The sequence below is a fragment of the Streptomyces sp. SD31 genome (assembly GCF_052068475.1).
Classification (GTDB): Bacteria; Actinomycetota; Actinomycetes; order Streptomycetales; family Streptomycetaceae; genus Streptomyces.
In genome coordinates this window covers 77,867-90,352 of sequence record NZ_JBQHCX010000003.1, presented here as the reverse complement: position 1 = coordinate 90,352, position 12,486 = coordinate 77,867, and the positions used below count along the sequence as shown (strand labels likewise).

At 71.6% G+C, this 12,486-nt stretch carries 9 protein-coding genes, 1 pseudogene and 1 riboswitch; of the genes and pseudogenes, 7 read left to right on the top strand and 3 right to left on the bottom strand.

From position 1 onward, the window contains the following. Positions 1–120 precede the first annotated feature (120 nt). From ACTMVF_RS07765 to ACTMVF_RS07755, 3 genes are all read left to right on the top strand, one after another. On the top strand, positions 121–1,284 hold the full coding sequence (locus ACTMVF_RS07765) for a hypothetical protein (protein WP_441270206.1): 1,164 nt from the start codon (positions 121–123) through the stop codon (positions 1,282–1,284). A 99-nt stretch (positions 1,285–1,383) separates the two neighbouring features. Beyond that, positions 1,384–2,634, top strand: a complete 1,251-nt coding sequence (locus tag ACTMVF_RS07760; RefSeq protein ID WP_441270205.1) for a CynX/NimT family MFS transporter — start codon at positions 1,384–1,386, stop codon at positions 2,632–2,634. Between the two features lie 305 nt (positions 2,635–2,939). After that, positions 2,940–4,193 carry an MFS transporter gene (locus tag ACTMVF_RS07755; protein ID WP_441270557.1) on the top strand — a complete coding sequence of 418 codons (1,254 nt, stop codon included), beginning with the start codon at positions 2,940–2,942 and terminating at the stop codon, positions 4,191–4,193. Between the two features lie 50 nt (positions 4,194–4,243). Here the strand turns inward: ACTMVF_RS07755 and ACTMVF_RS07750 are convergent, their stop codons facing one another. After that, positions 4,244–5,455 carry an MFS transporter gene (locus ACTMVF_RS07750; RefSeq protein ID WP_441270204.1) on the bottom strand — a complete coding sequence of 404 codons (1,212 nt, stop codon included), beginning with the start codon at positions 5,453–5,455 and terminating at the stop codon, positions 4,244–4,246. A gap of 120 nt (positions 5,456–5,575) precedes the next feature. Here ACTMVF_RS07750 and ACTMVF_RS07745 point away from each other — a divergent pair, with 120 nt between their 5' ends. After that, a complete protein-coding gene (locus ACTMVF_RS07745) occupies positions 5,576–7,225 on the top strand; it encodes an ROK family protein (RefSeq protein ID WP_441270203.1) in 1,650 nt (549 codons plus the stop codon). A 388-nt stretch (positions 7,226–7,613) separates the two neighbouring features. Here the strand turns inward: ACTMVF_RS07745 and ACTMVF_RS07740 are convergent. Together ACTMVF_RS07740 and ACTMVF_RS07735 are read right to left on the bottom strand one after the other, a co-directional pair. After that, a pseudogene (locus ACTMVF_RS07740) lies at positions 7,614–8,358 on the bottom strand (SDR family oxidoreductase). A 104-nt stretch (positions 8,359–8,462) separates the two neighbouring features. After that, on the bottom strand, positions 8,463–9,350 hold the full coding sequence (locus ACTMVF_RS07735) for an RNA polymerase sigma-70 factor (protein ID WP_441270202.1): 888 nt from the start codon (positions 9,348–9,350) through the stop codon (positions 8,463–8,465). Positions 9,351–9,661: 311 nt separating this feature from the next. Beyond that, a riboswitch (FMN riboswitch) is annotated at positions 9,662–9,792 on the top strand. Positions 9,793–9,938: 146 nt separating this feature from the next. Here ACTMVF_RS07735 and ACTMVF_RS07730 point away from each other — a divergent pair. From ACTMVF_RS07730 to ACTMVF_RS07720, 3 genes are read left to right on the top strand one after another with little or no spacing between them, the layout of a single operon-like run. Next, positions 9,939–10,556, top strand: a complete 618-nt coding sequence (locus ACTMVF_RS07730) for a riboflavin synthase (protein WP_441270201.1) — start codon at positions 9,939–9,941, stop codon at positions 10,554–10,556. Continuing rightward, complete coding sequence (locus tag ACTMVF_RS07725) at positions 10,553–11,194, top strand: nicotinamide mononucleotide transporter family protein (protein WP_441270200.1); 642 nt, start codon at positions 10,553–10,555, stop codon at positions 11,192–11,194. The genes ACTMVF_RS07730 and ACTMVF_RS07725 overlap by 4 nt, the downstream gene beginning before the upstream one ends. Next, entirely contained in the window at positions 11,191–12,480 is a 1,290-nt protein-coding gene (locus tag ACTMVF_RS07720) for a bifunctional 3,4-dihydroxy-2-butanone-4-phosphate synthase/GTP cyclohydrolase II (RefSeq protein WP_441270199.1), read from the top strand. Before ACTMVF_RS07725 ends, ACTMVF_RS07720 begins: the two co-directional genes overlap by 4 nt. Positions 12,481–12,486: the final 6 nt, after the last annotated feature.

Below are 12,486 nucleotides of genomic sequence, written 5' to 3'. Positions count from 1 at the left end.
TTTTCTTGCATTGCTCCCCGCGTCCCGGCCCTTCGCGGCTCCCGGCGGGTCAGTTCCCCCCACGCCACCGCTCCCCACGGCGGGAACACCTGACGACCAATTCGTTACGGAGAGCAAGTCATGGCAACACGACGGAAATTCATTGGTGGCGCGGGCATAGGCGCCGCGACGTTCCTGGGCTATACGACAGCCCGGCCGAACGCGGCATCCGTCCCCGACGCGGCTCTTGCCGCGGACGCGGTGGACATGGCTGACGCAGCGGGCACCCGGACCGCCGCCCGGGACTCCATCCGCGCGGTGAACGCGGCCATGCGCACCAACTACGCGGCGCTCAAGGCCGACCTGGTCAAGAATCTCGGACCCGTCATCGTCGTGCAGAACGACGCGAAAGGCGGCACGTTCACCCTCATCCACAAGGGCAAGCAGTACGTCGAGCACCCGGTGGCGGAGGAGTTCGAGCTGGCGAAGTCCATCGCCCACGTCCCGCTGGGGATCTACTCCACGCTCGCGGAGTACCTGTCGGACAAGGTCCCCAACGTCTCCAACGCCGACCGGATCGACGCCCACGACCTCGACATGGTGGCGATGAAGGGCCCCGCCACCGACGCCTGGACGACGCCGCTGCAGGCGTTCGCGGACAAGCTGACCACCGCGAAGAACAACCTCGCCGCGGCGAACCTGCCGCAGGAACTGCACGACTCCTGCGCGAAGATCCTCGACGAGGCACTGACGTTCATCGCCGACTCCATCCGCGCCCGCGCCTTCGACATCGCCTCGTTCCAGGTCTTCGCGGGGCGCGTCTACCCGTCGATCCGGGTCAACATGCAGCATGCCGCCGCGGCGCAGATCTCCGGCGTGCAGGGCCTGTGCAAGAAGTGGCGGGCGCAGATCGGTGAGGCCGCCTGGGCCGACCTGTACACGGTGGTGCTGTCGATCTGGACGACGTCGGTGCTGAACCAGGCGGAGATCATCATCAAGCCGATGATGAACCAGCAGAAGGTGGACACCCACCTGATCGACATCCCCACGGCGCAGCTGCCGTCGGACCCGATCGGGGTGGCTCTGGACAACCTGGCGCGGATCGTTCAGGACAACATCGCCGCGGAGCTGGTGTTCGTCTCCGACACCAAGGTCGCCGACGCCCTGAAGGGCAAGGAGGACCTGCTGTCCGACGAGATCCTCAAGGAACTCGGCACGCCTCTCTCTGGCGGGGCCGCCGGTGCGGCGGCGTTCCGTACGGCGGGCAGGGCGAAGTGTCCGGTCAACCACAGCGTGAGTGTCTGACCGGAACGCGTTTCGCGAGCGGTGGCCCTCTCCCGGGACCAGGGAGAGGGCCACCGGGCTCGTTCATGGGGGAACGCACGTGCATGGGGGGAAACACACGTGAAAACCAAGCTGTGGCTCATCGCCGGCCTGATCCTGCTGGCCGCCAATCTGCGCGCGGCGATCACCGGGATGACACCGCTCATCGGGAACGTCCAGGAGGCACTGGCCCTTTCCGACACCCAGGTCAACGTGCTGGCGACATTGCCGGTCCTGTGCCTGGGCGTCTTCGCCTGGCTCGCACCCCGCCTGGCCCGCCGGTTCGGAACGCACGCCGCCGTGTCCGCCGCCCTCGGGGTCCTGGCGCTCGGCGCCGCCGTGCGGGCGGTGCCGTGGCCGGCGGCGCTCTTCGCCGGAACGATGCTGTCCGGCGCCGGTATCGCCATCGGGAACGTCCTGCTGCCCGCCGTCATCAAGGACCACTTCGCCCAGCGGATCGGCCTGTTCACCGGTCTCGCCATGACCCTCATGGCCGTCTCCGGCGCACTCGCCGCCGGAGTCGCGGTGCCGCTGTGCGCCGCGATCGGATGGCAGCCGGCGCTTGCGGTGTGGGCGGTGCCCGCTGTGCCGGCCGCGGCGGTGTGGTGGCTGCTGGCCGCCCCCGGAGCGCGCGGCAGACATCGCGCATCGCCGCCTGTGCCGCCGAGGACGGCAGGCGGATCATTGCTGCGGTGCGCGCTCGCCTGGTGGGTGTCGGCGTTTCTCGGGCTGGTGTCGCTGATGTTCTACGTGCTGGTGGCGTGGCTGCCGCAGATCATGCACGCGAGCGGCTACACACGCGGCCAGGCCGGGCTGATGATGTCGGTGATGCTGGCCATCGGCATTCCGCTGGGGTTCGTCGTCCCCCTTGTCGCCGCCCGCATGCGCAGCCAGAGGATCCTCGTGGTGGCCGTGATCGTGGCGAAACTGATCGCGCTCGCAGGTCTGCTGCTGGCCCCCGCTCTCGGCTGGGTGTGGGTGTGCCTGCTCGGCGCGGCGACCGGCGGCGCCTTCCCCCTGGCCATCACGCTGCTCGGGCTGCGCACGGACGGCCCGCGGGCCGCCGCCGAACTCTCGGGGATGGCGCAGACCGTCGGCTACCTGCTGGCCGGCCTCGGCCCGCTGGCCATGGGGGTGCTCCACAACGCCACCGGCGGCTGGCGGGTGCCGCTCACCGCCCTGATCGCTCTGGTGGTATCGGAGGCGATCGCAGGACTCCTCGCCGCCCGCCCCGGCCACGTACGCCCTGGCAGCCGCGAGGACAACTCGGCGCAGCACACGGCTTCGCGCACTGACGGCCAGCTCGTTTCGTCGGTGACGAAGGTGACGTGATGCCGCCTTTCGCGTCGGACCGCCGACGGCTAGGGTCCGGGCGCGACGAGTCATCCACGACGAGTCATCCACGAGGAGCTGAGACATGGTCGGTCTTCCGAGCGCGCGTTGACGTTGTAGGCCCTGACCGGCCTGTCATCGCGCGCTGCCCTTGATGTTGCGGCACAGCGAGCCTTTCCCTGCCTGATCTGCCGGTGCACCTTGCATGTGCTCGGTGGCGGGCCTCGTTGCCGGCAACCCGAGGGATCCCCGTGGCGTCCGCTTCCTCCGCTGTATCCGGTTCCGATCGGCCTGTTCCGTCAAGCCTGTGGCGGGACCCCGACTTCCGCGGTCTCTGGCTGGGGCAGACGGCCTCCCAACTCGGTGAACACGCAAGTCTCGTGGTTCTGCCGCTTCTCGCCGTCCTGACGCTCGACGCCAGTGCCGGTCAGCTGGGTGTCCTCCGCGCGGTGGGGCAGGCGCCGATCCTGTTGTTCTCGCTCTTCGCCGGCGCGTGGGTGGACAGGTGGCGGACGCGCACGACGATGGTGCTCACGGACGCCGGTCGGGCCCTGGCCCTGGGCGCCGCCGCCATGGCCGGCCTGCTCGGCCTGCTCGGCCTGCCCGGCCTGCTCGCGCTCGCCTTCGCCGTCGGGACCTTGTCCGTGTTCTTCGACGTGGCCTACCAGGCGTCTCTCGTACGACTGGTGCAACGCGACCAACTGGTGCGAGGCAACAGCGCGCTCGAGGGCAGCCGGTCCGCGGCCCAGATCGGCGGCCCCGCCCTCGGCGGTGCGTTGGTGTCCCTGCTGTCGGCGCCGATCGCTGCCGCCTCCAGCGCGCTGTTCTTCGCACTGTCGTTCCTGTCGATCCGGCGGATCCGCCGAGCCGAATCACTCCCGGAGCGCCCGGAACGCCCCCCTCGGGTCTGGCGGCGGATTCATGAGGGCCTGCGTTTCGTCGCCGGCGACACCGCACTTCGGACCGTGTGCCTCGCCTCGGCCGCCTTCCAGTTCTCCTTCGCGGCCATGATGACCGGCTACCTGCTCTTCCTGCCTCGGGAACTGCACCTGTCGGGCACCGTCGTAGGGCTGGCGCTCGCGGCGGCGGGACCGGGTGCGCTGCTGGGCTCACTGCTGGCCGCCCGCCTGCCGGGCCGGTTCGGTCATGGCCCGGTGCTCGTGTGCGCGGCGGCACTCGGCGACGGCGCGTTCCTGTGTGTGCCCGCGCTGCACGGCTCCTCCGCGGTGACGGTTCCCGCGCTCCTTGCGGTCGGCTTCGTGTTCGGGTTCGGCGGCCAGTTGGTGAATGTCACGGTCATGGCCGTCCGGCAGGCCGTCACTCCGGACGGGATGCAGGGCCGGGCAGCCGCGACGATCACGTTTGTCGGCATGGGGATGACCCCGCTCGGTTCTCTGGTCGGCGGATTTCTCGCGGCGGAGTGGGGGCTGCGCACCAGCCTCCTGGTGACGGCCGCAGGCATGATGCTGTCCCCGGTGGTGATGGCCTTGTCCCCGCTCGCACGCCTGGGACGGGAGCTTCCGGCCTCGCACGACGCCCCGGACGGCGGCCCGTCCTGAAGCGGACGGGCCCGCGTATCAGCTCGTTCGCGCTGCCGCGGTCGCGGCCCTCAGGGGCGCGGGTCGGGAACCGCCGCCTCCGGGCGGCTGACCTTCGGGCGGTCGCGGTCGCCGGCGCGCAGGACGCCCGCGAACACGACGAGGCCGCAGGCCAGGACGGTGACCACGCAGAACGACACCATCAGACTGGTCGCCTGGGCCAGACCGCCGATCGCGCCGGGGGCGACGAGACCCGAGGTGTACGTGATCGTCGCGACGCCTGCGATGGCCTGACTGGGGTTGGGACCGCTGCGGCCCGCCGCCGCGAAGCACAGCGGAACGACCACCGCGATGCCCAGGCCCAGCAGCGCGAATCCGGCCATCGCCACCGCCGGATGGTCCGACACGACTATGAGCAGGCCGCCGAGCGTGGCGAGGACGCCGCCGGTCCGGACCGTGCGCACGGCGCCGTAGCGGTCCACCACCTTGTCGCCGGCGATCCGGGCGAGCGCCATCGTGAGCGTGAAGCCGGTGGTGCACGCCGCCGCGAGACCGGCCGAGGCGTCCAGCTGGTCCCGCAGATAGACCGCCGACCAGTCCAGGCTCGCGCCCTCCGCGAAGACCGCGCAGAACCCGACCGCGCCGATCAGCAGCGCCGAGCGGGGCGGCAGCGCGAACCGGGGCGGCGGCTCCTCGTCCTCGGCGGGTTGAAGATCGAGGACCCACTGGCAGGCCAGGACACCGAGGAAGGTGAGGACGGCCGCGGCGAGCGCGTGGTGCAGCCGGGCGTCGGTGCCCAGATGCGCCGCGAGCGTGCCGGCCGCCGAGCCGATCAGGGCGCCCGCGCTCCACATGCCGTGCAGCCCGGACATGATCGACCGGCCGAGGCGGTTCTCGACCTCGACGCCGAGCGCGTTCATCGCCACGTCCGCCATGCCGGCCGTGGCGCCGAAGGTGAACAGGGCCAGGCACAGGGTCAGCAGGTTGGGGGCGAGGGAGGGCAGGGTGAGCGCGAGCGTCCACAGGGCGATCAGTCCGCGCAGGGCGTTCCGGGCGCCGAAGCGGTGGCTGATGCTGCCCGCCAGCGGCATCGCGACGGACGCGCCGAGCGCGGGGAAGGCGAGCGCCAGCCCCAACTGGCCGGCGCTGACCCCGGCGTGGTCCTGGATCCACGGCACCCGTGTCGCGAACGAGCCGGTGACAGCGCCGTGCACGGTGAAGACGGCCGCCACGGCGTACCGGGCGCGCTTCACCTCGCGCTGTTCGTCGACCACTGCGCTCATCCTGCGGCCCCTCCCTGGTTCTCGGCCCACTGTCGGTGCCGGGCCTGCGGTCGCCGCCGTAAACTATCAGGGACCCTGCCTGATAGATAGCGGATAAACCAGCCGTGGGAGGATCCCGGCATGCCCGCATCCCCGAGCACCGCCCGGGCCATCAACGACCGGCTAGCCCTGCGCCTGCTCCAGCAGGAGGGCCCGTTGACGGCAGGGCAGTTGAAACAGCTGACCGGCCTGTCCCGGCCGACCATCGCGGACCTCGTGGAACGCCTCACCGCCGCCGGTCTGATCGCAGTGGTCGGCGAGGCGGGGGAACAGCGACGCGGGCCGAACGCCAAGCTGTACGGCATCGTCGCCGACCGCGCCCATCTGGCGGCGCTGGACGTCCGTACCGAGGGCGTCTCGGTGGTCGTGTCCGACCTGGTCGGGGCCGTGCTCGCGGAGGCCTCGGTGCCGATCGACGGCGACACGGGGACCGGGCCCGCAGTGGAACAGGCCGTGGCGCTGGTGGAGCGGGTCGTGAAGGAGGCGGGGGCGGACCGGCTCCATACGGTGGGCATCGGCGCCCCGGGCCTCATCGACCCGGCGAGCGGTGAGCTGCGCGACTCCACGGGCCTGCCCGAATGGCACCGGCGCCTGGTGGCGGCGCTCCAGGAACGGTTCCCCGAGGCCCGCGTCAACGTCGAGAACGAGACCAACCTCGCCGCCCTCGCGGAACAGCGCGACGGAGCGGCTCGGGGCCGGGACACCTTCGTCCTGCTGTGGCTCGGCCACGGCACCGGCGCGGCCGTGGTCCTCGACGGCGCCCTGCGCCGGGGGGCCTCCGGCGGAACCGGCGAGATCGGGTTCCTGCCGGTGCCGGGCACGTCGGGGCTTCCGTCGGCGGGGGACTGCGCGGGGGGATTCCACTCGCTGGCGGGGGCGGCGGCGGTGGTGGAACTCGCGGGCGCGTACGGGCTGAGCCTTGAGGGCGCCGCTGTGCACGAGCCCTTGGCGGCGGGGGTCGTCAGGGAAGCCGTGGCGCTGGTCGCCGGGGTCGGCGGCGAGGGAGGGGAGCATCGGCGTGCGGGGCGAGGAACCCCGACGCCCGCCTCCGGCGACTCGGAACGCGCCGAGGCGACCAGCCCTTCGGACGTCGCGACCCCTGCCTCGGCCGCCGGCGGCGAGCGGGCAGCGGTGACGCAGGCGCCTGGCAGGGCGGACGGCACAGCAGCCACAGCGGGCTCCCTGGACCAGATGCGAGCCGACCTGCATCCCACCACCGCGCCCCCTGCCGAACCGTCGAACGCCTTCGACACGCCCGCTGCGCTTGCCGAACCGCCCGGCATCGTCGACGCGCCCGGCGCGCCTGCCGAGGCGTCCCACGCCTACGACACGCCTGCCGAGCCGTCCCATGCCTCCGCCCCCGGGGCGTTCGCCGGCCCACGCCACGACGCGGCTCTTGCCGACCATCCTCATGGCCCGGTGTCCGCCGACCAGTCTCACGGCCCGGCGTCCGCCGACCGTTTCCTCGACGCTCTCGCCGACCGCCTCGCCATCGGCGTCGCCTCCGTGGTCGCGATCCTCGACCCCGGTTGCGTGGTCCTCGGCGGAGAGGTCGGGCAGGCCGGCGGGGACGTGCTGGCCCGGCGGGTGGAGGAGCGGATCCGGCGGATGTCGCCGTTGGTGACGGTGGTCCGCCCCAGCGGTCTGGGCGGCGGCGCCGTGCTGCGCGGCGCGCTGCTCACCGCACGGGACGCCGCCCAGGACGACCTGTTCGCACCGCCGGGCCGGTAACCCGCCCGCTCCCACCCGCAAGGGCCCGGCGAGAGTGGGCCCTTGGGGTGGGGGCAGGCCGGCTTGCCGGGAAGGGCCGTTCAGGGTGTGGCCGTGCCCGGGATCGCTGTCAGGGCTTGGCAGCCCCTGGAACCGCCAGTCAGAGCCTGCCCCCCCCTCGGACCGCCGATCAGGCGCCGCCCGCCTGCACCCGCGCCCGGCCGGGCAGTCACCGCTGCCGTTGGAAGCCAGGCCGAGGCCCTGCCCGGGAAGTGCCGTTCAGAGCCTGCCCGCCCCTGGACCGCCCTCAGGCGCCGCTCAATCCCGCCCCGGACCGCCGATCAGGCGCCGCCCACGCCCACCCACCCTGGCCAACCGCCAGTCCACCCAAACCCCTTGGGAGCGCCGGTCAGCGCCCCCGCCCCCCGACCCGCCCCACATACTCCTCGAACGTCCCCTTACCCACCCCCCGCCCCGGCGTCAGATGCCCGCCCGCGCGGAACCCCCGGTACCCCTTCCCCCACAGCGGCACGTTCACCACGGCCCGCTTCCGTCCCGTCGCCTTGAGGTAGGCGCGCGCCAGTGAATCGAGGGTCCGTACCTCGGGACCGCCCATGTCGGCGACCCGCCCCGCCGGGGCCACGAGGGCCAGTTCGGCGAGGCGGTCCGCGACCTCCGCCACCTCCACGGGCTGGTCCTTCACGCCGGCCGGTAGGAGCATGACGGGCGCCTTGGACAGGATCCCGAACAGCCGTACCAGCAGGTCGTGGAACTGCGTCGCCCGCAGCACGGCCGAGCCCCGACTCCTCGACCAGCCTCTCCACGGCGAGCTTGGTCCGGTAGTAGCCGAACGGCACCCGGTCGATGCCGACGATCGAGATGTAGACCAGGTGCCGTACACCCGCCCTGCGCGCCGCCGCGATCAGATGCGCCGCCGCCTCCTCGTCACCACCACCCGGCGAGGACGCGCAGTGGACGATCGTGTCCACGCCCGCCACCGCCGCGTCCAGGCCGGGGCCGCCCTTGCGGAGATCGACGGCGTACGGCTGGGCGTGCCGGCTCAGCACCCGCACCTCGTGCCCGTCCGCGCGCAGTCGCTCGGTGACGAGCCGGCCGAGCGTTCCGGTGCCGCCGGTCACCAGGATCGTGGTCATGCTGTTCAGCTCCTTCGGACGCCGGGCGCTCCTGGGTGGAGTACCCCTCGTCAGCTGGGACCGAATACCTGGTGCGGAATGTGACAGCCGGCCTCGGGGGTGTTCTACGCCCCGGTCAGCTGACGGCCCGCGAACGCCAGCTTGTCCGGGTTCACCACGGCTCGGGCGTGCACGACGAGACCGTCGCCCAGTTCGAGCGCGACCACGCCGAGGAGCGTGTCGCCCGCCCAGGCGGCCACCGCCGGCTCGCCGTTGATCTCGGCCGTCGTGAAGTGCACGCCCTCCATGAACCGCTCGACCAGGCCCACCAGGAAGCGGGACACCTTCTCCCGGCCCTCGACCGGCCGCCGGGCCGCCGAGACCTTGCCACCGCCGTCGCTCGACCAGATCACGTCGGCCGCCAGCAGCTTCTCCAGCCGGGCCAGATCACCGTCCCGGGCCGCGGCCACAAAGGACGCGACGAGCTCCTCCTGTCGCTCGGGGGCCGGCTCGAACCGCGACCGCGCCTCACCCACCCGCTGCACCGCCCGCCGGTACAGCTGACGGCAGTTGGCCTCCGTCAGATCCAGCACCTCGGCGATCTCCCGGTGGCCGTACGCGAACGCCTCCCGGAGGACGTACACGGCCCGCTCGGTCGGTGTGAGCCGCTCCAGCAGCACCAGCATCGCCATGGACACGGCGTCGCGCTGCTCGGCGGATTCCAGCGGTCCGAGTGTGCCGTCCGAGGTGATCACCGGTTCCGGCAGCCAGGGCCCGACGTACTGCTCGCGCCGGGCCCTGGCCGAAGTCAGCCGGGTGAGACAGAGGTTGGTGACGACCTTGGCGAGCCAGGCCGCCGGATGCTCGATCCGCGCACGGTCGGCGCCGCTGAAACGCAGATAGGCGTCCTGGACGGTGTCCTCGGCCTCCTCGGCGGAGCCCAGCATCCGATAGGCCAGGCCGAACAGCCGGGGCCGGTGGGTCTCGAACTCGTCGGCTGTCGCGGTGGTCATGCCGTTCACCCTGCCAGAACCGCCGGAACCACCAGGAACGGGGACTTGGGAGACCCGGCGGCGGGCAAGGGCCGTCGTCACCGCCGCCGGGTCGTCTGCGCGGAGTCTGCGGACGCCGAGGTCTCCCGAACCCCAACGTCGTTCCTGTCCGCGGAAGTTGCGCCGACCCTAGAGAGGACTAGACCAGTGCGTCAATAGGTATGGACCAATCCCGGGTCGAAGAAATCCAGCCATGCAGCCTGTGAGGCACCCCACAGCACTCGCCCGCATGGACACCGATCAGGCGTGGCACACTGGCCCTGTACCAGAAGCAGCGCACTCCGGGGTCGGTGAAAGTCCGAACCGGCGGTTACAGTCCGCGACCCGGTCGCCTCCAGCGGCCGGTTGACCAGGTGAAATTCCTGGACCGACGGTTAAAGTCCGGATGGGAGGCAGTGCGCGGCGGGCGGGCATTCGTGCGCGCCGCCGTATTGGTTCGCCCCCGTGGCGAGCTCTGTTCGGCGTCGCCCTCGGTGTTCCTGCTCGTACATTCTGTCGTCATCGACAGCCCCGGAGTCCGTGCCCGAATGAGGCAGGAGGACCCGGGAAGTGTTCACCGGAATCGTCGAAGAGCTGGGCCACGTCACGGCTGTCGAGAGCCTCGACGACGCCTGTCGCTTCCGACTGCGCGGCCCCGTTGTCACCGAGGGTGCGAAGCACGGCGATTCCATCGCCGTGAACGGCGTCTGCCTCACGGTCGTCGACCACGAGGGCGACGAGTTCACCGCCGACGTCATGGCGGAGACGCTCGACCGCTCCAGCCTGGGTGCCCTCACCGTCGGCTCGCGCGTCAACCTCGAACGCCCCACCGCCGTGGGCGCCCGCCTCGGCGGACACATCGTGCAGGGGCACGTCGACGGCACCGGCCAGGTGCTGGAGCGCAAGCCGTCCGAGCACTGGGAGATCGTGAAGATCTCACTCCCCGCGGACCTGTCCCGGTACGTCGTCGAGAAGGGCTCCATCACCGTCGACGGCATCAGCCTCACCGTCGTCGACGCCGGGCCCGACTACTTCACCGTCAGCCTCATCCCGACCACCCTCGACCTGACCACGCTCGGCCTGAAGCAGCCCGGCGACCCGGTCAACCTCGAGGTCGACGTCATCGCCAAGTACGTCGAGCGGATGCTGGGCGACCGGCTCTCCTCCGAAGGGGCGACGGCCAAGTGAACTCGCTGAATTCCGAGGCCTTCGCCCTGTTCGGCCAGCACATCCTCTGGTCGGACATGATCGGCAACCTCTTCGGCCTGGCCGCCCTCGCCCTCGGCTGGCGGCGCTCCATATGGACCTGGCCCGTACAGTTCCTGGCCGGCCTGATTCTCTTCGGCGCCTTCTTCGGCCACCTCACCGGCAGCGCGGGCAAGCAGGCGGTCGTCATGCTCGTCGCGCTGTACGGCTGGTGGCAGTGGCAGCGCGGCAAGGGCCGGACGGAGGACGGCCACATCACCGTACGGTTCGCCACCTGGCGCGAGCGCGGCGCGATGATCGCAGCGGCCGCCGCCGGCACCGTCGCGGTGGCGCTGCTCTTCAAGGCGTACCCGACCCTGTCCTGGGACCCCTGGCCCGACGCCTACATATTCGTCGGCACCATCGTCGCCATGTACGCCCAGGCGCGCGGCATGGTCGAGTTCTGGTTCGCCTGGCTGCTCGTCGACCTGGTCGGCGTGCCCCTCAACTTCGCCAACGGCTACGCCTTCTCCGGCTTCGTCTACGTCATCTACGGCGCACTCGTCCTGTGGGGCATGCGCGACTGGTGGCTGCGCTCCCGCGAGGACGCGCGGCCCGTCCTGGAAGGAGCGCCGGCATGACCACGGCACCGATCCTGTACAGCACCGACGGCTTCGAGGACCTCACTCTCGACCCGATCGAGCGGGCCATCGCCGACATCGCCGCGGGCCGCCCCGTCGTGGTCGTCGACGACGAGGACCGCGAGAACGAGGGCGACCTCGTCATCGCCGCCGAACACGCGACGCCCGAGATCGTCGCGTTCATGATGAGCGAGTGCCGCGGCCTGATCTGCGCCCCCATGGAGCCCGAGGAACTCGACCGGCTGGGACTGCAGCAGATGGTCGACGACAACACCGAGTCGATGAAGACCGCGTTCACGGTGTCCGTGGACGCCTCCGCCGCGCACGGTGTGACCACGGGTATCTCGGCCTCCGACCGGGCGACCACCCTGCAGCTTCTCGCGAGCGGCAGCGCGGAGCCGTCGGACCTCGTCCGCCCCGGCCACATCTTCCCGCTGCGGGCCAGGTCCGGCGGCGTCCTCGTGCGCAACGGCCACACCGAGGCGGCCGTCGACCTCGCCCGCCTGGCGGGGCTGCGCCCGGCCGGCGCCATCGTCGAGATCGCCGGTGAGGACGGCGAGATGCTGCGGCTGCCCGAGCTGATCCCGTTCGCCCGCAAGCACGGCCTGACGATCATCTCCATCGAGGACCTCATCGCCTACCGCCGCAGCGCCGAGCCCACCGTCCGCCGTGAGGCCGAGACCCGGCTGCCCACCGCTCACGGCACCTTCACGGCGTACGGCTACCGCTCCACCGTCGACGGCGTCGAGCACGTCGCCCTCGTGCACGGCGAGATCGGCGACGGCGCGGACGTCCTGGTCCGCGTCCACTCCGAGTGCCTCACCGGGGACGTGTTCAGCTCCCTGCGCTGCGACTGCGGCCCTCAGCTGGACGCCTCCCTGCAGCGCATCCAGGCCGAGGGCAGGGGAGTGGTGGTCTACCTGCGCGGACACGAGGGGCGCGGCATCGGCCTGCTCTCCAAGCTGCGCGCGTACGAACTCCAGGAGAACGGCCGCGACACCCTCGACGCCAACCTCGAACTCGGCCTGCCCGCCGACGCCCGCGACTACGGCGCCGGCGCGCAGATCCTGGCGGACCTGGGCATCACGAGCGTCCGCCTGATGACCAACAACCCCGACAAGAGCGACGCCCTCGTCCGGCACGGCATCAAGGTCACCGAACGCGAGCCGATGCCCATACAGGCGGGCGAGCACAACCTCCACTACCTGCGCACCAAGCGGGACCGGATGGGACACGACCTGCCCTGGCTGGACACGGCACCCGTGTCCACCTGCAACAACCAGTAGCACTAC

What these genes read in the sequence shown, in the direction of transcription:
- ACTMVF_RS07720 (WP_441270199.1), top strand. Translation starts at nt 11,191, where the DNA reads ATGACCACGGCACCGATCCTGTACAGCACCGACGGCTTCGAGGACCTC.
- ACTMVF_RS07765 (WP_441270206.1), top strand. Translation starts at nt 121, where the DNA reads ATGGCAACACGACGGAAATTCATTGGTGGCGCGGGCATAGGCGCCGCG.
- ACTMVF_RS07745 (WP_441270203.1), top strand. Translation starts at nt 5,576, where the DNA reads ATGCCCGCATCCCCGAGCACCGCCCGGGCCATCAACGACCGGCTAGCC.
- ACTMVF_RS07735 (WP_441270202.1), bottom strand. Translation starts at nt 9,350, where the DNA reads ATGACCACCGCGACAGCCGACGAGTTCGAGACCCACCGGCCCCGGCTG.
- ACTMVF_RS07750 (WP_441270204.1), bottom strand. Translation starts at nt 5,455, where the DNA reads ATGAGCGCAGTGGTCGACGAACAGCGCGAGGTGAAGCGCGCCCGGTAC.